Genomic DNA, 20,503 nt, shown 5'->3' on the forward strand with positions numbered 1-20,503 from the left:
TTGAGGCAAGGGATGGAGTTTTCAGCTCCTTTATATATTTACAGCTGGAAAATGTTTGAAAAGCATAGGACGTAACATAAAATGCCGTAAAATTCATTTCTGAATAATACGGCATTTTTATAGTCCATGTTAGTTACTCAATGTCCCTGTAATAAATCTATACAGTATGGCAGCAATCTCTGCCCTAGTGGCATTGCCTTTCGGTGCTAATTCCTTATCTGTTCTTCCTGTAATCAGTCCGTTGGCATTAGCCCAGCTCATTGCTTCTGCAGCCCAGCTGCTTATATGTTCTTTATCATCATAAATACTTAAATCGGCTCTCAATTCCACATCATAATTTTTGTATTGACTGTAACGATACAATATTACCGCAACCTGCTCCCGGGTAATATTATCATCGGAACCAAAGAACTGCCCGCCATATCCTGATACAATATTGTTTTCGTTAGCCCACAGCACAGCATCCTTGTACCAAGCTTCATTTAAATCAACAAATTGATTCTTGCCTTGAGGATTGGGAGTACCTGCCATACGCCATAGTACCGTAGCCAGCATACCTCGGGTCATAGTCAACTCAGGGCTGAAAATATTGTTGCCTGTGCCTGCAAATAAGCTGTGTCCGTATACAAATGCAATTGGGTCTTCATACCAGCTGCCTTTATTCACATCCTCAAAATTCTCCTGGGGTTCCAGTCTGTATCCTATGCTGATAGTTTTATCCGGAATCAGGACTGTTCCTCCCCTTAAGGTCATTGTCAGTCCAGATGTAAAGGTAGAGGTACCGCTGCCGCTTTCCGGCAGTTTGATGCTTCCGTCGGCTAAAATAACAGTATCCTCCGGAACAGTAAGCACTGTGCCTCCTTGAAGCAGAATACTGCCTCCTCCGGGAAGTGTTATGGTGCCGTCCTCAGCTGTTACAGGTTCCTTTCCCACAGGTGTTTCAATTTGAAGCCCACCTATTGTAATTATATTGCCCGCAGGTGCGACTTTAATGTTGGTACCGCTTTTACCGCCACCATCATCGTCATCTTCACCTTCAGCTACATATATTATATCCATTATTCTTTCAGTCACATTGCCTGCACTATCTCTGGCAATCAGATGCATTTGCATCAACGGCAGATCCATGGTTCCTTCTATGGTAAATTCACCGTCTGTAACCTCAACATTTTCACCGTTAAATGTAAGAGTTGCTCCCTTTTCCACCATTCCGTTTATATTTATGGCTCCGTTTATTGCAGTTGTACTTCCTCCGTCAACATCTAAATATGGGGCTTTCGTATCAACCTCTATGGTAATAAGCTGTGAAGCCTGCTCTTCTCCAAAGCTTGTGTCAAATCTCAGATAATAGATGCCGTCCTCTTTAAAGTCATAGGTGAAAGAACCGCTCTTGCCGGTGATGGTTGCAACATTATTATCTTCTCCGTTTACCTTCCACACCTTTATTTCGCCCACATCTTTATCCGCTTCTACGTTTATTTTAGGATTAAGTTTATTAACCGCAAAAGCAGCCCTTGTTTCTCCCTCTGACGCAGTACCACCCTCCACTGTAATGGTGAACTCCGGAATAACCGGTTCGCTTATACTGAATCCGACAATATTTGCCTCTCCGTAAACAGGAATATCATAGGAGGATGTTCTTAATTCACCCAGTGATACCGTATTATTTTTATAAGCTTTGACACTTACATTATAGTCTTTTCCAAACTCAAGACCTGCCTCTCCCGTTTCTCCGTTAATCATTAGAGATGCTGTACCCCCTTGGATTATGGTTTCGGTTTTCAGATTACCATCCTCATCCTTTGCCACGTTTACAGAGGTCAGGGATTCTACAGGAACATTGTTTTCATCTAAAACGGCAACCATGTATCCGTCGGCTCCTTCAACCGCAGCCCAGCTTATTTTTATTGCGCCGCCGCCTATATATTCCGTGCTGACTGTTTGTGTCTTTGACGGTGCCATTTTATTTACATGCTCAAAGGAATCCGCATCCATCAAATCCAAATTAATATCTCCGTCACTATCCTTTTCTAGTAAGGAAGCTCTGACAAAATAACTGCCTGTAGATAGATTTTCATTTAATGTATATTTAAAGCTTCCGTCCCTTGCTTTAAGCTTTGTAACAGGGATTGTTACTTTATCACCCTTTTCTGTATAAACATCTTCTGTTTCATCTGTCATGCTCAGCACCTGTACCATTTCACCGGTATCCATGCTGTGAAGCGTCAATTGTACAAAAAGATCATCAATTTTATCTTCACCGGCAGCATTTATGCTCCAGCTTATGGTCTTGCTCTCTGTATCCACCGATATGTCTGTAAATTCAGGTATTGGAAGTATTTCTATGACTTCACAAATTAATGCTCCCTCTGCCTCAAAGCTATAGTTTCCTGCTTCTGCAATAATATACGGAACGGAATACATTCCAAAGCCTTTATCCATATAAGTATCTGTTGTATTAAACCAATCCTCAGCTGACAAAGTTAATGTTTCGTAAACCTCTCCGTCCTTATAGATTGTAATGCTGGTGTATTTTTCATCTGCGGAAATTCCTGCCACATAGCCCTTTTCCATACCCGGAATTTCTGTACGAAACGCTGCAGGCACGGCTCTTGCACCCTGCGTGTCCATGGACATCATTCTCATTTGAGGTGCCGGTTGGTAGCTTCCGATTTGTCTCATGTTTGTGGCTATAAACTTTTCACCGTTTTCCCCTTCTCCTAAAACCATTCCTTCCTGTGCCATAACGGCACTTCTTCTATTCCATGAAAATTTTCCGGTATTAAAGTTATATGCCACCGAAACAGAAGGCTCCCATGCGCCTAAATCCGCACCTAACTTTCCTGAAATTCTCTGCCTGTCGGCATACAGCTTACCATAGCCTGTAGCATCAAAGAGCCATGGAAGAGTTGCCGACGCATCAGCATATCCCCAGAAAACAATCATTTTATCCAACTGACTCTTTACACTGTCATTGGGAAGCTGAAGCTTATTTCCACTGTCATATACCTGCTCCATGTATTCAATCATGGCACCTGATAAATATTCCCCTAAAAGCTCAAGGCCTAAGTCTACGGATGCCCTTAATACCAAAGCATCTGATTTCAATCCAATACTACCCTTGTAATAGAAATATGCGTCAGGAGGCGTGTTCATATCTTTGCTGTCTCTCAGCCCCATAGCAATGCCCACATCCTCTATCGTTAAAAATTCAAGCACCTTCATTTCGTTTGCAATGGCCGAAAATTCCGATGGTCCCATGGTAATCGTAGCCTTTTGTACATCTACTATAGAGCCGGTAACATCCTTAATAGCACCGGATAAGGTTAACTTAAACGGAGGAATATAATTAAACTGCTTATATGCACTTTTGCCGAGACCTTCAATCGAGCCTCCCGCTCCGGTGATATATGCAACTGTAACAGGAGGAAGCAGCGGTATGCCTGTCCCTTCCGCATCTGTACGGGCAAAAAATTTCAATGTATCCGGTATAAATAAATTCCTTCCGTTTGCTTCTCCCCACATAAATACAAATTCGCCTTCTACAAATATAACATCATTAATGGTCAGATCACCGCTTAAGGATACAAAGCTTGGTTCCGTTTCCGGCAAGGAATCAATTTCAAAATAAAATTTCCCGTTGGCTCCCACAAAGTCTCCAAACCAATCCGAAGGTGAAAAGTCTACGTAAGCCTCTGCGTGAGTGGGAGGAAGCTCCCTCAAGCCTTCTCTGAGAATCATCTCATGAAGTATTGCCCCTGCTCCTATATTATCCGCTATGAATGGAATTGCTCCTCCTAAGACTAATTGTCCCGCCAACGAAAATTCTTCTTCGTAAATTCTGTATTGCTCCAATTCACCACGCATAAAGAATATATCAAAGGACTCCGTATACATGGTTGACAGCAGTACATCTTTTCCCTCCGTCAGCCTCCTGTTGCGGTATTTATTAGCAGGATCTAATACTATGTCAAAGCCATTAGCCAAGGTAAGCCCATTCCACTTCAAACTTCCTTCTGCGGCAGATATTTTAATCCTTCCTCCGGTCTCCTCTGTTATGCGTATGGATGCTCCCGATCCTGCAATGTATTCCAATGCTTTGTTCATGGTCGAATCACTGCTTACTCTGTAGCCATTTCCCTGAGAGTCCGGTATTACCCTGCCTTTGAAGCTCAGGAGAGTTGTTCCTGCCGACTTATCTTCTTTTAACTCTTTCTCAGTTCCAAAAAACTCCATGACAAGGCTATTGTCCTGTCTTTGCGTTATGGTTAAAATTCCGTAGGTATTATTTGAATAGATCCTGTCATCTGAAACCTCCAGAGGCACATACTCGGAATTTCCTCGAACTGTCCCGAATGAAACCTCATACTTACCCACGTTTTTCAGCATATTAACATTGCTTACGTCAATTTTTATTTTATCTCTTTTATCAGAAGAATATGAAGTTTGATTTATCACATCAAACTGTGTTACGAGCTCTACATTGCCTTTATTGTCTTTGAAATTCAGAGCCGTAATTTCTTTGCCGCTGTATCCGAAATAACCTATAAATGTCAATGATTGTTTTTCATCCTTATTATATAAAACCCTCGGAGACACAGATTCCAAGGTACGTCCACCCATTTCCACACCCTTGTAATATTCTGCCTGAAAATTAGCACCTGTATCATTAAGAGCTATATGGCTTTCCCATGTTCTTGCTTCGATTCTAGCTACAAGTATATCTTTATTAACAAGTATGTCTGTTCCCGGACCACTAAAAAATTCATAGTAATAAGAAGTATGGACTTTTCCGTCTATATTTTTAACTTCCTTTTCAACAGAATAACGACTCCAGCTAATAGTCCCGGCACGGCCTTTATCTTTATTTAAGGGTTGAATGCTTAAAAGCTGTACATCCTTATTATCTATAATCTCTCTGTCAGAAATATAGGTTATTTTAATTCCTTCGCTGTTTTTAGAGCCGTCTTTTCCTCCGTATTGAGACACTGACACATCTATGTATTTTCGTGTGTCCTTTGCAATTCCCACGCTGTAAAGAGTTCTCATATAAAAATAGTATCCCGGAATGCTTAAAGTAATATCTATACTTTTGTCTTCCTTCACATTGCTGACCCCAAGAGACCATTGAGTACCGTCACCTATTTTTGTAAGCTCTCCCATGTCAAAAATATCTTTACTAAAGGTTATATGATCTTTTTCAAGGTTGTCCACCGGCTTGGTAAAGGTAAAAAGAATTTCAGTGGTTTCCTCAAAGCCCCTCCTGCCGTTGGCAGAAGCCTTCGCCTCATTAGTTACACGCACATCCTTATAAACATTTACCTTTACGGTGTTGTTGTCTATAACAGCACGGGAAGGATTGTTTACCGTAATTGTTAACTCATCGTCATTATTATATCCGCCTACATAAAGATAAATGTTTCCCTTAAAAGATGAAACACCTGTTACCGTTGCACCTTCTACCGTTATATCTTTTTTTGTAAAGCTGTGGTTAACGGGAATATATTCCCCACCCTCCTTGTCCAGTAAGGTAAGCAATATATATTCGGTGTTTTTTACTCCTTTTTCTCCACGCAGTTGCTCTGCCTTAAGATTAATGTGGGTTTGCAGATCCTTGTATATACGAGTACTTCTCTCTCTGTAAATGTTCTCATTAGGAATTTCTCTGCCGCCTACCATTATATCGCCATCTTCATTGTTTCCAACGGTCACCGCAGCCGTACTGTTGTTATCCCAGTCCGGTTTATTGGGAAGCTTCAAAAGCCAGGTCGCGGCATTGTCATCATCATTATCCGTTATTTCATAGTCGGTATATGTTTTTTTGTCTATTGCAACAGATACCTCAATGGCTGTTGGCGTAGTGATTAAGCCTTCTGAAAATGTCAGCAGTATTCCCGTTGTATGGGCTGTTTTATCACTGCCTCCTATCTGAGCGGCAGAAAAAGAAACCTTATTGGCAGTGAATACTTGGACATCCACCTTTTCTGTTTCTATTCTGTAGTTCTGCCAAGATTCTATCTCTACGCCAATATTTTGTCCGTCTTTAACACTGATTCCCTCAATAGTCAGATACCATATTTTTTTATCATATTCATCTTGTTTTAAAGATTTGGCTGCAGCTCCCGTAAGCTTTATTCTGTTTGTGGTCAGATGGTCCACATCTTTGTCGAAGGTCAACTGAACAGTACGTGTACGGGCTGTATTGCTTATTCCGTCAGTTTGTTTTGCTATAAAGGTCACCGCTGCTCTTGCATCGCTGTATAGAGCAACATTTTGAGGGCTGTCCACCTTATAATGGGCATCAGTACCTGACCAATTACCAACAGCTACCGTTGCTATTGCATTATTCGCAAAATTTCCTGCTATAGTCAAAAGCCACTTATCGCTCTTTCCCTCATCATTGGTATTTGTTGCGGTTAATTCTGTTATACTTGCACCGTCTGCACCTGTCAGAGTGATTTTCTCCTTAGTCAGTCTGTCTACAGCTTTATCAAATGCAAGCAATATACCAGAGGAAGTCTTTACCCCGTTTTCACCGCCAATCTGATCAGCTGTAAAGTTCAAACTCAGTTCACTGCTGCGATAAATGTGTACGATATGCTTCGTATTATCAACAGTATAGTCTGCTCCGTCACCTATGACTACTTCTATAAAATGATTATTTTCTACAGTTATGTCCTTGATATTGATAAGCCATGTTTTTCCGTCATCATCACCATTATCCGTTAAGCTTGCTATAGACGCACCGGTAAGGTTTATCTGACCTTGCGTAAGCTGTGTATCCTGATCAAAGGTAACTAAAATTCCCGTGCTGTCCGTGAGGCCATCAGCACCTCCTACCCTATCTAAGGTATATGTGCGTTCGGCAGCTCTCTTATACAGTGTAACCTCCATAGAAGAAGGGCGAACCACATAGCTATCCCAATTAGCAATGGATACGGTAACCTTGTCTCCGTTCTGGATGTCCGTTAAATCATTTAACGGTACATACCATTTTCCGTCCTGTTTAGTAGGCTTTACTGTTTGAATTATTGTTTCGCCTTTCTTTACTGAAACCCCGCTGGAGCCGCTTATATCTTTATCCGTGCTGAGCAAAATCCCCTGTGAATTTACTTTACCGCTTGTACCGCCTACCTGCTCGGCACTTGTAAAATCAATATAATCCGGCAGGGCAGTAAGAATCTGCAGACAATAACCGTTGTCAACAACCGTTACACCTGCAGGCAGATTTGCAGTTTGAATTTTCCCATCTGAAACAGTGATACCAAAAGATTCTAACAAGCCCCCGGAAACGGTATGCGTTCCATCATCATTTAAAATGGGAAGCTGGGCATACCCCATTGAATTTGTTGTAATATCTTCACCGTTTACAGTAAATCCCATGTACGAATTCGGCTCGTCTGCTGTTTCTCCGCTGTAAATATAGAAGGGCTTCTCAGAATGATGAGCTAAGTAAATTTGTCCGTTATTTACGCCGTATTCGTACTCTGATTCAGGTTTTATTTTAAAACTATCATCGGCATCACTGCCGGCAATATCAAAATCTTCCGCAGTATATTTAAACTCTCCCGGCACATGGCGATTTATAGTTACTTCCTCTCCATCATTTCCTTCATACCCGGAGCCGTTCTTCAATATTAAGGTAGGGGCATCATATGCGTATTCAGATGAATCTGCTCCCGCCGCCTGAAAGTCCACCGTCAAAGGTCCTTGTACGGCGGAACTTTTTTGTCCGCCTGTAAATTCTGCTTTTGTGCCATATTTAAGAAATACTTCCACCTCTCCCGAGCCTTTTAGAGCAGTAGCATTTTCTACATAATTGGCTCCATTAAAGCTTACAGAAGAATTATTTATAAGAAAAATCTCTGCCTTGCCTCCGGCATCCCAGGCAGCACCCCCATTTGCGCCTGAACCTCCGCCAAGACCGGTAATTATCATTGAGCCGTTATCAAGAGAAATCACAGCACTCCCCTTTGTTTTTAATCCGGTTCCGCCGTTATTTCCTTCATATGACCCATCGCTCCCGCTTGCATTAAGGCTTCCGCCGTTGGTTATATTAATTGTTCCTCCGTCCTCTAACACAATACCGTCACCGGAATTCACATTGCTTGAATTGTTATTTCCTACGGAAACGGTCAATTTGCCTTCGTTTATTTCAATATTCTTTACAGAAGGAACAGCAGTATTGGTAGGCTTATCACTATCCTCACCCGGTGAATAAACATATACATTTCCGGAGCCGATTTTTATGGTATCAATTGACCCGGATATCCTTAATTTGTTATCTTCAAAACCTGAACTTCCGATATTAACCCAGCCTTCCGCCTCCAAGGTGTGAAAATTACCGGAAATACTTCCTATACTAAGATTTGTACCGCCGTCTGTTTCTAAGTTCAGACTTGCCTGACTATTTTGCATTTTAACGGCGCTCAAGTAAAAGCCTTTTCCGCTTTCAAATGCGGTAGCTCCGATTATAGTCAAGGCTTCTGTTCCTTCATACTCTAACTTATCAACAGAGCCTCCGCTGACTCCCGTGAATATAATTTTCTTCACACCGTTTCCGGCAACTATGGTACCGTTAATAGCTCCCGGAGTAATGACATTAATCGTAACTGTTTCCTCTGTGAGATTAAGCGTACCGGTTGCTCCCGGATTTAGGGTGACTCCGGTTACTCCTTCCAGATTATCATCCGTTGCATCACTGCTCCAATCATATGGAGGTGATGACATTTTTAACGGGATGGATATGTATCCATACGTCCCATAGTCTCCCTGACTCTCTCCAATCACATCATCTTCAACATAACCCTCATCTACAGATGATTTTTCTCCCGGATACTTGTCATTCAGAGCATAATCTCTGTTGAACAAACCGACAAGATTCCTATAGTTTTCTGCAAAATTTCTATAGCTTCCTATATTGATTTCATTGCCTTTTCTTTCAAGTATATTTCCATACTCTAAAGCAGTCACAGGTATCATACCTATTGTTAGGGTGAAAATAAGTATAATTGCTATAACTCTTCGAAATATACGAAATTGGTTCATATTGTTCCTCCTCTCAGTTTTCCGCCTATGTGTATTATGAAGTACTGGCATGATCTGAATACTTCTCGAATATAATTATATTACAATTCTTTTGTATCTGCTATAATTGGAAACGTTGATTAAGTCAGCGAAATTAATACTTGACAAAATTATAAATTTATGCTTTAAGCAAAAGTTTTTTTATGCTATACTATAAAGGACAAGTTTATGATATGAGGTAAGAGCTTTGGATACAACTCTTAAAGTCGCTCTATGCGAAGATACTAAAAAGGATATTGATTTGCTTCTTAAATATATTAAGCAAAGCGGTATTTCCGCCATTTGTGATACTTATTCGTCCTGCGAGGAATTTCTGCATAACTTTCTTGCCGGAAAATATGATCTGATTTTTTTAGATATTTATATGGAAGGAATAAACGGAATTGATGCTGCGGCTAAAGTTCGCCTGACAGATTCATCTGTAATGTTAGTCTTTACTACCACAAGTCTTGACCATACTTTAGAAAGCTACAGGCTAAAAGCTCCGATTTATATTGAGAAGCCGGTAACCTTTGAAGAAACTCGGGGAGCTCTTAAAATGGCTCTGGAAAAGCGCAAAGCCGCAGACTATATAACCTTGCTTATAAATGGTATGTATAAAGACGTTTCTTTGGACAGAGTTCTTTATTTTGAAACAAAAAATCACACAGTTAATGTTATTGGACTGTCAGAAACAATGTGTACCAGTCAGTCAATAAAGCTGTCACATATAGAAAGCCTGCTTCCTGATACGTTTTTTCGCTGCCATCACAGTTATATAGTCAATATGAAATATGTCCGTGGAATTGATAAGGAGTTTAAAATTTTTACAATGCAAAATGGGGACAAGGTACATATACGTCATCAGCTTTTTAAAAAAGCATTACAGATTTATGAGAAATTTTTATTTTCTAAAACGAAAGAGGCATAATATGATAAATCATAAAATAAAATACGGAATAAAAGTTGCATATGCTTTATTTTTTACTGCAGCGCTGATAATACTTGCTTGGTTTTCATTAATGTATAAACACAAACCTGCTTTATCTGAATCTGCTATTACAGATATTTCAAATGTTATGATTCAGATCGAAAACAATGAACCTTATGATATTTCCTTGCCTGCCAAAATTAATGAGCTTCTCCCCCATACGAAGGTTACACTTTTTGCAGAATTCGATGCAAATATGGGAGACAGCTTGCAGATAAAGTCAGTATTTGCACCTGTCAGGGTATTTATCGACGATGAACTGACCTATGAAGGGGGGCAGTCCGGCAGCTATCCGTCATATATGAATGATCCTCCTACTATAATTACCAATATTCCTCTTTCTAATTATGGCAGAACTACAAAACTGAAAATAGAATACATGTCTCCGACTCAGCGAAACGAGCTATCATTGCCGGTGATTTTTACAGGCAATGAAACTTCACTTTTAGAAAACCAATTCAGAACAAACGGATTTTCATTTTTTTTTGCGGTTATCCTAATATTTTTAGGCTTTACCATGATGTTGGTATCCATAACTATTGTACGAAGAGTTCCTGCAGGTACATCATTTTTATGGCTGGGGCTGTTTTCACTTTCCGCAGGAGTATGGGTTTTGGGAGAGTCTGATTTAAGTGCGTTTATAATACCTTATCCGGTATTGCTTTATAACATGGCGTACCTTGGTCTTTTTTCAGTTACTATCCCTTTCTTGCATTTCGGATTAATCCTGCTGAATCCCGTAACCAAAACTCCGTTCAAAATTATGCTGATAATTCATTATACTGCACTGGCATCATCTGTTGCTCTGCATTTTTCAGGAATTATGGATTTTATCAGAAGTCTGTACTGGTTTCATGTTATTGCTCCTTTGGGCTTTGTGGTATTTACCGCTTGTCTTATATTTGAGCATTTCAGGTATCATACCCGGATGATGAAACAATTTGCTCTTGCTTCTTCAATAATGGCAATATCCGTAATCTTAGAGCTTATAAATTACTGGCTGGGTCTTACAGGTTCACTGACTGTTTTCTTTCAGCTCGGTGTATTGGTTTTTATAATTTCTCTAAGTATAATAAGCGGTCACTATGTAAGGAAATCTGTACTTACTGCAGCTGAAAAATCACGATTGGAATTTGAAATGTCAGCCCTAAGCCGCCAATTGGAACTTCAGCGTACACAATACCTGAAAATGGCGGAGGATGATGCAGCGATAAAAGAACAACGTCACGACCTCAGACATCAGTTTACAGTGCTTATGGAATTAAATAAGCAAAGAAATAATGCTAAGCTTGATGATTACCTCCATACACTTATAAAAAAAATACCCGCCGACAAAGAAATTCGTCTCTGTGAAAATTATGCAGTGAATGCGGTATCCTCTTATTATGCGACATTAGCTTCAAATGAAGATATTCATATGAATTTGCAGTTTGCTGTTCCGGGAATCCTTGAGCCTTCCGTTGAAAGCGATCTTTGTATTATAGTAGGTAATGTCTTGGAAAATGCTATCGAAGCATGCAGAAGAATGAAAGGCAATAATAAATTTATACGTCTTCAAAGCCGGATGGAATATGAAACCTTGGTAATGACGGTTGAAAACAGCTTTGAAGGCACAATACATAAAAAAGACGGAATTATTCTGTCCTCTAAACGGGACGGAGAGGGAATCGGACTTTCCTCTGTAGAAACCGTTGCTAAAAGATATGGAGGTTCAGTCAGATTTGAGGCAAGGGATGGAGTTTTCAGCTCCCTTATATATTTACAGCTGGAAAATGTTTAGAAAGCAATTCGTCACATTAAATCTTCATTGATTGGTTTATGACAAGTATCCAATATACTTGTCACTGGTAGAAACCCGGTTGTTTATCGAAAATCAGGTCAAAAACGACATTGCCCGTCGACTTTTAACCTGATTTTCGTAAGTTAATTTAAACTATCCTATATATCACACAAATATTCATCCCCATACTCATCCACAAGCTTTGTTCCGTCCTCGCTTATTTCATAGTAAAATTCTGTTTCGCCCACGGTAACCGTAAGTATATTGCCGCTGACAGAATATGCGCCTTCGATTGTGTCCTGACCGGGAATATCAAGGTCAACGGTATTATCTATGGTGAAGAAATACAAGCTTTCGGATTCCCAATCTCCGTTCAGATAATAAAATGCTCCTCCGATTATATCTGTTTCCTGCGAAGAACTGTCAGCTTCAGTTTCAAAATCATATTCGCCAATATACACATATTCGTTCCCATACTCATCTACCAGCTTAGTGCTGTTATCTTTGACTTCATAGTAAAATTCATTTTCACCGACAGTAAGAGTAACTATATTGTCGTCAACAGAGTATGTTCCTAAAATATCATCCGGCCAGTCGGGTGCGGTAATGCTGAATGTATTATCTTCGAGGTATAAACACAATACTTCTGATTCATGATCTCCGTTAAGATAAAAATTAACACCCATTACTTGCAAATCGTCATTGTCATAATCATCTTCCGTTTCAAAATCGTCTTCATAGTAGTCATCATATTTTACAAGAATATAATCCTTTCCATTGCTGCTGAGTACTCCTGTATCTTTAATGGTGAATACGGCAAAATCCTCATCAGGATAATCATCCGCAATAAATACGTTTTTAATACCGTTCCAAATTAACTCGCCGCTGCGCTGCTCCACGGATTGACCGGTTTCATCCAACGGCACACTGTATAACCACCTTACATTGCTTTCCACAAATGTGTTGATCGTAAGATACTCTTTGCTCGTATCGCCGTCAAGATACCAACTACCAAAATATTCATCGAATCCATCCATGGAATTTTCTTCGGGAAAATATCTGGAGAAATTAAATTCCAAAGCTCCATCGTCATACATGAAGCACGGAAAATATATCCTTTCCGTTACGTTTACAAAGTCAAGTTTTTTGTCTTCTTTATCATATTCAATTATTCCTTCTGCGGAAATTGTTTCCGAGTCTTCATAGTGCTCCCATGTTCCATCATCATAAATTATCAACTTGTCTTCCTGTGTGTTGCCGTAACGGTACCATGTTCCGGAATTTGCTTCTGCAAATTTTGCCGGATCATTGGATGCATTAGCTTCTTTAGAGCAGCCTGCGGCAAATACCATCAGGCATAAAATCAATATACCTATTAAAATTCTTTTCATTTTCTTCATTATTTTTCTCCTTCATAATCCTTTTATTTATTATATTATCCCCATATGCTCCCTTTCGCAGCCTTTGAAGGTCATAAAATCTATGGCGCCGAATCTCCGGGGTCACTTATGTCTTCGTCTGTCAGCTCTCCCTTATTATCCATATGTGCCTTGAAAAACATATATCCCGGATAAGGAAAGTCTGACGGAATTATATTAGTGGCATAAAGATATTCGAACTCCAATTCCTGTCCCCCATCCATAGTGTAATAGATGTCTTCCGCCCCAAGGTTTTCTTTAAGTGTCATCCAAAGGCTATCCATCATAAACCAGCGCATGGAATCCGCATCGAAGAAGAAAAACTCTTCCTTCTGCTCACGGTCATCAAGGTTGGCAACCAATGTAGAATCCGGACTCCAGTCTGCGTAAATAGCATTATCATTCTCTGTAAAATCAACAAAGAAATCCAAACCGGTTAATTCGGACAAGCTCTCTGCTAATATATCCGGCGTAAGCTCACCGTAATACTCTGTTTCGTAGGTTTTAAATTCTGAATCACCGTATTGTGTATAAAGAACGGCTGTTTGTGCGGTTGAGCTGTCACCATCATTGATTTCTCCGTTTATGCTGTCGCTTTCCATATTGTAGGAGCTGAACCCCTGTTCGCCGCCGATGTTATACAACCCGTAAAAATCAAGAACTTTGCTTTCCTCAAGTCCATAAATCCAATCCGTATACTCGGAGGGTAACTTAGAAATCTCTTTTCCCGGCAGGTACAGCCTGAACTCGCCGGCATCATCAAAGCCATACGGCGTTGAGGTTATATATTTGATGCCGTCGATTATTTCTTCTTCGCCCTCTATGCCTTCCTGCGTCAAGTTTTCGCATACCATCGAATATTCGTAATCTCCAATCTTCTTTACCGATGTAAATTTACCGGTAAAATTGCACACATACACTGTTCCGTCGGGATAATCGTCCCCTGCCATGCCCATTTCGGAATCGTGGAAATTACCGGAGAACGTGCCGTCAGGAGCTATCTTAACAAGGGTAGCCCATCCCCCTGCGCCGCTTGAGAACATAAATTCCCAGTCGGATAAAACGGAAAAGTCGAAGCCGTCATTATCTGCGGCGACATCCGTCTTGGCAGTACAGCCGGATAATACCAATAGAACGGCTATACCTATCACAAATATTTTTTTCATACTCAACACTCCATTCTGTTAACTTTTTCATTTTTCTCATAAACTGCTCTGAACTATCTATTTTGGCAATTGATTCCCTTTAAGCTCTTCATATATTCCCGCAAAGGATGCCGACATATATGGCCCGGTCCATAAAACACCTGCGATACCTAATGTAATTACACTAAGTATCAGCCAGCCCGCAAAGCTTATGCACAGCTTGAAAATTTCAGACTTATAACCGCTTGTCATGGCTGCGGACAGCTTTACGGCCTCCGAAGGAAGTATATTCTCATCCTTCGCTAAAATATACGGTGTCATGGAATAAGCTATTGCTTTCATAATATATGGAATAAATCCTGCTATGGATATTATGATGGTACCGAAGAAAATTATATATGTCATATCATTCAGGTCCGTGTGACCTGTTACCATGGGATTTCCCTGAAATGAGCTCATTAATATGAGCACCAGTCCGAAATATAAGGGTACCAGACCAATAATTGACCATAAAAACAGCTTAAATGCCCTTATAAGCATCCCTGTTAAATTACGCCTGTAATTTTTTGCAAAGCCTGCTGCAAATACCTGCTTCATACTTGTTCTGTCATCTCTTTGGTATATTTTAAGGAAAAACCCCGCCATACCTACATAAAGAGGCAGCAATAATATACCCGGTATAATTCCCAGAAGCAGACCCCAGTCAGAGTACATTATCATGGATAAACCCTTTATAATAATATATTGTGCAAATATGCAGCCTGCAACTACTGTCGAAGCGGTCGCAGCAGACCCGTACTTACCCAAAATTGCTTTTTTTGCGTTTTTTTTAATTTCCTCTCGCGGAATCATAAGACCCCTCCTATCCAAGGATTTCCGTAACCTGCTGCGTATAGGATACTACATAATAAAGAATATCTCCGTTTTCACCTTCTACTGTAAACATGTAGCATTCCTCTCCGCCAACGTCCGAAAGACCTGTAAGCGTTATTTTAAATTTACCTTCGGAATTTACATCCGTATATTTTTCCGGCAATATATCCAGGGCTAATATCAAGGCTGCCGTCCTAGCAGAAATATATTCACCCGGATCCCCCTCCAGTACATAGGCTTCCGTATATTCGGCATATGGCGGAAATTGGGTGTTATCATCATATCCCCCGGCAGCTGTAAGCTCCGGTCCGCTGCCAAGATAAACTGCGCCCTCGGCTTCATTCCATTCCACCTCAAAGCCCATGGTTTCAGCTATAAATCTGAGGGGAACCATGGTTCTTCCGTTGACAAGTACCGGAGCGGCGTCTGCCTCCACCTGGTCCACCGCGGTTTCCATTGTTTCTGCATTGTATACATATAGGTTCACTATAGGATTATCAAGATACATATACATTAATGGCTGTGCCCTGTGCGGAGCACTTATTGAAATCTTTTTTTGCTCTTCATCCCATTGCACCTCACAGTCTGCCGCTTCAGAAACAGCACGGACAGGTATCATGGTCCGTCCGTTTATTATTACAGGCGGCACCTCCGTTTCCAGCATTACATCATCCACAAAAATTTTCAGTTCCCCTGCAGCATATGCCGCCGATAATGAAAGCATCATCAAAATCACAACAACAGCTGCCATTGCTTTTATAACTCTTTTATTCATATAACACCTCTCTCAAAGATTAATCTTCACATCCGAACGCTTTTCACTGCCGGTCTCAAAGAAATCCTTTGGCGTATAGCCGGCTCTGCCTGCAATAATGCTGGCAGGAAAGACAGCAATTGCCTGGTTAAAGGCCGATACTCCCGCATTGTATACACGGCGTGCCGCCTGCAGATGATCTTCCGACTCCATTATCGCATCCTGGAGCTGCCTGAAATTTTCACTGGATCTAAGCTCCGGATAGCCCTCGGCTATAACATTTATACGGTCCGTTACCTCATGCATTTTTATTTCGGCTTGCTCCTTTTCCGCTATACCCATACCCGAGCGAAGCTTAACCATTTCCGACAGCGTTTCAACCTCATGACGGGCATAGGCCTTCACTACCTCCATAAGCTTTACAAGAGTATCGTAACGCTTGTTCAATGCCACATCTATACCTGAATCAGCCTCATTTATTTTCACCAGCAAAACCTTGAAACGGTTTGATGTGGAAACCGCCCACATTATGACCGCAATTATTACAATTATTACAATAATAAGCAATATCATAAATCCTCCTAAATAATATAAATTTTACAGCCCATACGGATATATCTTTATTATTTCAGATAAATTGAATCAATTAAATCAATAATTATCTGCACATCTTTTTTAATCCTTTCCTCATGCTCAAAAATTGATCCCCCATAGTTTTCGGACACAAAGGAATCTCCTGAGTTTATGGCCATATATATTTTATCATCCTTAAATACCATTGACATGGAACAGTTAAGCTTGTTTGAAGCGGTAAGAATACCTTCAAGCACCTGCGGCTTAAGTATGCGCATTGCGGATAAGGAGCTTCCGGCTTCAATAGCGAACCTGTCATTAAAGCTGCCTGACTCAGTTTCTATTATAGTCCTTGTGTTTTTTATTCTCTTGTCGTGCACATATACAGGTTCGTCGGAAATTGCATCATAGTCAACAATAACAAGCCTTCCCCTGAAAACCGTCACGCTTACAATTTCTATCCGCGTGTTGCCCTTTTTGTCCGTACGCCTTCTTTCCTCATCTCTGCTCAAATATACATCAGACTGAACAAAGTCTGTTTCCTTGTATCTTGCCGAAAGATAATCCTCTCCCCGGTAGTGATCAAACTGAGGGAAAATCTTTAAATCATCTACTATATTTTTTTCAAAGCCTTTCCAACGATTAAATTCCTTAACATCAAAAACGGATTCAAGAACTTTATTTATCACGGATTTTTCAAAGAATTCCTTGTAATTTTTATCTAATGCCCATTTTTTTTTGCCCATAATGCTTGATGATATTATAAATGGTGAAACTATGAGAATCAAAGCTGCGCCAATCAAAATCCCATTGTCGCCATCGTACACATTAGCCATTAACATCCAGAAAGCAATGTAGGCTATAATCATCATTAATGCTGATGCAATGGCCATATTTCTTCCTAATCGTTTGCTTTCAATTCTGCTTTTATCCATCTCAATCATATCAATCATCTCAGCAGGAGCATCTTCCTTTAATTTGTACAGGTTCTTTTTCTCAATTCTATGTGTAATCACCGATTTAATTAATGTAAATATTACAATACATATTACAGCCACAACTATGGAAAGTATGGTCGAAATAATAATACCAAGAACTCCAATGTTTATAAAAAAAGAAAAAATGTTTGCAGTATACCGTAAGATAACAATTCCGCAAATAACATTAAGCCACTTCTCATGAGTATACTTAGTATGCCGTATAATCATTAAAAGTTTAAATACATTCGACATATCTGCCTCCTATAATTATCCCTGATTTTCAATTATATTTATGGTCTTTGTGGCGTCATCCCATTTAACCTCACAGCCCAGGGTTTCTGCTATAAACCTTACAGGAACCATAGTTCTTCCGTCTATTACCTTTGCCGCAGCATCTAATATTCTTTCATCCATAACACCGTAAATTCCGGTTGCTATGGAGGCCTTTGTGGAGCCTGCCTTCATACTTATTATCAAATTCCCATAGGTGTCATAAATATCAATTATCTGAGTAGTTGAATTCCATGACACTATATATCCCAGGGACTCAACTATGGCACGTACGGGTACTAAAGTTCTTCCGTTCTCAATTACGGGAGCGCTGTCTGTCTTTATAACATTTCCGTTAATCTTGAGTGTAATAGGCTTATTCGCAGCTTCCGCAGCCTTCTTAGCTGCCTTTTCCGCCTCGGCCTTCCTTGCCGCCTCCTGCTCCTTGCGCCTCAGCTCCAGTTGCTTGTTAATTTCCACGGCCATGTCGTTATTTATTTCGCCGGCACTCTTGCCTGCGTTGGCACCCTCGATAATCGGGCCTATTCCTCCGCTGGTTACGGACCAATTGTTAAATAACGCCGCACCTCCTCCGGTAAAGCTGCCTGTCATAACAACACCGAAATCTGTCGAGCCTAAATAACTATAGTCATCATCCCAGCTGTCAGCGCTGCGCCTTTCTCTTCCTATCAAATCCTGAGATGCATCCTGAGGTGTTATGCGGGCTATATACACTCCCTTTGTAAGCTTGACATCAACACCGCCTGCACCTGTAATCTGTTTAAAAGTGTTATGAACCAGCGGATTATCATCAGGGCAGGTATATACCTTTGCAGGGAATACCGCAGCTTGTGTCCTGGAGGCAAGGGTATTGTATTTTTCTATAACTATTTTCAGGTTTGACGGAACCGGTACTATTTCCTGTGCTTCGGATTCTATTTTTGAATGATCTATAACCTCAATAACCCCTTTGTAATTAGTGCTGAAATAAAAGTCATTAATAACTATTTCCTCATCCACATAAAAGCTGCATTTAAATTCATCCTTTCCCAGGGATCCGGATAGCTCACCGGTGCCCACGTTTCCGTCCCAGCCGGCAGTCCTGTCGCTTTCTATCAAAATATTGCTGCTTGCAAATGTGGCAGACTTAAGCGTATTAATGGGATTATTCAGCTCCGCATCCCCTTTCCCATTTTTTTCCTCTTTTTCTGCAATTTGCACATTAATTAAAGAATCGTACTCTTCATACTTGTTTGCTGTAATTGCAAAGGAAGAGCCACCGAAGTATTCCACAGTGTAAAACACGGAGGCAAGTGCCGGAATTTTTATTGAATCTATGGACACTTCAGTATCGGAACCAGTGGCTGGGTCAAAAACCATACGTGTTACCGGATTAAACACATAGCCGCTGTTAATATCAATGTACAGCCCGGTCAGCGGATCCTCAATATATCCCTTTATCAGTTTGGCACCCGAAAAATTATCATTGAACAAATACCCTCCGGTCTCAAGCTCTAAATCGCTTAGAGGATATAAATTGTACACTATTCCGGAATCAAATGAATAAGCCTGATCTTCCCTGCGGGCTGAATAGGCGTAGCTTTCGCCGTATACAGGAACCGAAGCAGCTACCTGCAGCATAAAAAATACTATAAGTGTTAAAATAATAAATTTTCTTGTTATGAAAAATTTTTTAATATTTGTTTGCATTTATTTTTCTCCCTTCAATATCTTAATCAAAATTTTAATCAAAAAAGTTTATTGCTGCCATTACAATAGCAAGCACTCCCATACCTAAGATAACAAACGCCAAAAAAACATTGTCATTATTACCCTTAACATAGCATTGAGCCGGAGCTTCAGGATTATAAAAAATCGTTACCGCTTCCCCTCTCCTGTATTTAGTGTCGCTGGATTTTATTGATGACTCATGGGTATAGGCGGTGCCGTTTACCTCATAGCTGAATACAGGTGAATACATTACAGTATCGCCGTCGTCGTCTCTGCTGACAGATGTATTGACTCTTTCTACTTTTCCTGTACAGCTGGATGTACACACTGTTTTTCTTCCCTTTATCTTTTTAAGCCATATCAATCCGGCGATAACAAGTACCACACCTGCACCAAATACCACTAAAATATCATATTCCATTTCAGTTGCCTCCTTATTCCTTTATTGTTGAATTGACAGCCACTGCAGGATTTCCTCCAGAGCAATCCGCGGACCGTCTCTCCAGAAAATATTCTGCCCGTCGGTGCCTGGGCGCGGCAGAACCTCCAAATCTCTGAGAACGTCATAGCTATGGTTCGTCTTTGGCAAATGCCTTGTATCAAATAAAATCAGATGACCGTTGCTTAATTCAATGTCCAGTGTCTGACCGTCCACAATATCCACCCGAGTTATTTGTAGCATAAAAATCACCTCATTTCTATCTGGCCCACCTCTTTGCAAGGCGGGTCATTGCTTTATTTACAAGTGCATATAACTTATTGAGCGTCAAATGCATTATATATGATATTACCAAAAAAAATCTTCCCTGTGTGGAAGGTCAAGAAATCTTAACCGGTTTTATAAATGGCGAGATGTAAAATTAAATGAAACACAATTAAATAAATAACGCTCATGAGAGCTTCTCTGTTATAATGTTAATCA

12 protein-coding genes are annotated in these 20,503 nt (G+C 40.4%); 2 read left to right on the forward strand and 10 right to left on the reverse strand.

Annotated features, from left to right (window positions below):
• Positions 1–129: 129 nt before the first annotated feature.
• The gene (locus HZF24_RS05765) at positions 130–9,048 is read right to left on the reverse strand and encodes an S-layer homology domain-containing protein (RefSeq protein WP_179237327.1); all 8,919 of its coding nucleotides are present in this window, start codon (positions 9,046–9,048) and stop codon (positions 130–132) included.
• Between the two features lie 226 nt (positions 9,049–9,274).
• Between HZF24_RS05765 and HZF24_RS05770 the strand changes: the two genes are divergently transcribed.
• Entirely contained in the window at positions 9,275–9,997 is a 723-nt protein-coding gene (locus tag HZF24_RS05770) for a LytR/AlgR family response regulator transcription factor (protein ID WP_179237328.1), read from the forward strand.
• Position 9,998: 1 nt separating this feature from the next.
• Positions 9,999–11,837, forward strand: coding sequence for a GHKL domain-containing protein (locus HZF24_RS05775; protein WP_179237329.1), 1,839 nt, complete (start codon positions 9,999–10,001; stop codon positions 11,835–11,837).
• Between the two features lie 158 nt (positions 11,838–11,995).
• Here the strand turns inward: HZF24_RS05775 and HZF24_RS05780 are convergent, their stop codons facing one another.
• The 9 genes from HZF24_RS05780 to HZF24_RS05820 form a co-directional block, all read right to left on the reverse strand.
• Positions 11,996–13,237 (reverse strand): hypothetical protein, encoded by a 1,242-nt coding sequence (locus tag HZF24_RS05780; RefSeq protein ID WP_179237330.1) that lies wholly within the window; start codon positions 13,235–13,237, stop codon positions 11,996–11,998.
• An 80-nt stretch (positions 13,238–13,317) separates the two neighbouring features.
• Positions 13,318–14,421 carry a hypothetical protein gene (locus HZF24_RS05785; protein ID WP_179237331.1) on the reverse strand — a complete coding sequence of 368 codons (1,104 nt, stop codon included), beginning with the start codon at positions 14,419–14,421 and terminating at the stop codon, positions 13,318–13,320.
• Between the two features lie 57 nt (positions 14,422–14,478).
• A complete protein-coding gene (locus tag HZF24_RS05790; RefSeq protein ID WP_179237332.1) occupies positions 14,479–15,252 on the reverse strand; it encodes a DUF975 family protein in 774 nt (257 codons plus the stop codon).
• A 10-nt stretch (positions 15,253–15,262) separates the two neighbouring features.
• Complete coding sequence (locus HZF24_RS05795) at positions 15,263–16,048, reverse strand: copper amine oxidase N-terminal domain-containing protein (RefSeq protein ID WP_179237333.1); 786 nt, start codon at positions 16,046–16,048, stop codon at positions 15,263–15,265.
• A 12-nt stretch (positions 16,049–16,060) separates the two neighbouring features.
• Entirely contained in the window at positions 16,061–16,600 is a 540-nt protein-coding gene (locus HZF24_RS05800) for a LemA family protein (protein WP_179237334.1), read from the reverse strand.
• A 50-nt stretch (positions 16,601–16,650) separates the two neighbouring features.
• Positions 16,651–17,832 carry a DUF3137 domain-containing protein gene (locus HZF24_RS05805; protein ID WP_179237335.1) on the reverse strand — a complete coding sequence of 394 codons (1,182 nt, stop codon included), beginning with the start codon at positions 17,830–17,832 and terminating at the stop codon, positions 16,651–16,653.
• Between the two features lie 15 nt (positions 17,833–17,847).
• The gene (locus HZF24_RS05810) at positions 17,848–19,560 is read right to left on the reverse strand and encodes a stalk domain-containing protein (RefSeq protein WP_179237336.1); all 1,713 of its coding nucleotides are present in this window, start codon (positions 19,558–19,560) and stop codon (positions 17,848–17,850) included.
• Between the two features lie 34 nt (positions 19,561–19,594).
• Positions 19,595–20,002: a DUF3592 domain-containing protein gene (locus HZF24_RS05815; RefSeq protein ID WP_179237337.1), complete on the reverse strand. Its 408-nt coding sequence runs from the start codon at positions 20,000–20,002 to the stop codon at positions 19,595–19,597.
• A gap of 21 nt (positions 20,003–20,023) precedes the next feature.
• Positions 20,024–20,263 carry a hypothetical protein gene (locus tag HZF24_RS05820; RefSeq protein WP_179237338.1) on the reverse strand — a complete coding sequence of 80 codons (240 nt, stop codon included), beginning with the start codon at positions 20,261–20,263 and terminating at the stop codon, positions 20,024–20,026.
• Positions 20,264–20,503: the final 240 nt, after the last annotated feature.

The sequence above is a fragment of the Sedimentibacter hydroxybenzoicus DSM 7310 genome (genome assembly GCF_013403245.1).
Taxonomy (GTDB): Bacteria; Bacillota; Clostridia; order Tissierellales; family Sedimentibacteraceae; genus Sedimentibacter; species Sedimentibacter hydroxybenzoicus.

Bases quoted from the DNA above. Each gene is read 5' to 3' on its own strand.
- HZF24_RS05765 (WP_179237327.1), bottom strand. From the start codon at position 9,048: ATGAACCAATTTCGTATATTTCGAAGAGTTATAGCAATTATACTTATT.
- HZF24_RS05775 (WP_179237329.1), top strand. From the start codon at position 9,999: ATGATAAATCATAAAATAAAATACGGAATAAAAGTTGCATATGCTTTA.
- HZF24_RS05780 (WP_179237330.1), bottom strand. From the start codon at position 13,237: ATGAAGAAAATGAAAAGAATTTTAATAGGTATATTGATTTTATGCCTG.
- HZF24_RS05785 (WP_179237331.1), bottom strand. From the start codon at position 14,421: ATGAAAAAAATATTTGTGATAGGTATAGCCGTTCTATTGGTATTATCC.
- HZF24_RS05790 (WP_179237332.1), bottom strand. From the start codon at position 15,252: ATGATTCCGCGAGAGGAAATTAAAAAAAACGCAAAAAAAGCAATTTTG.
- HZF24_RS05795 (WP_179237333.1), bottom strand. From the start codon at position 16,048: ATGAATAAAAGAGTTATAAAAGCAATGGCAGCTGTTGTTGTGATTTTG.
- HZF24_RS05800 (WP_179237334.1), bottom strand. From the start codon at position 16,600: ATGATATTGCTTATTATTGTAATAATTGTAATAATTGCGGTCATAATG.
- HZF24_RS05805 (WP_179237335.1), bottom strand. From the start codon at position 17,832: ATGTCGAATGTATTTAAACTTTTAATGATTATACGGCATACTAAGTAT.
- HZF24_RS05810 (WP_179237336.1), bottom strand. From the start codon at position 19,560: ATGCAAACAAATATTAAAAAATTTTTCATAACAAGAAAATTTATTATT.
- HZF24_RS05815 (WP_179237337.1), bottom strand. From the start codon at position 20,002: ATGGAATATGATATTTTAGTGGTATTTGGTGCAGGTGTGGTACTTGTT.
- HZF24_RS05820 (WP_179237338.1), bottom strand. From the start codon at position 20,263: ATGCTACAAATAACTCGGGTGGATATTGTGGACGGTCAGACACTGGAC.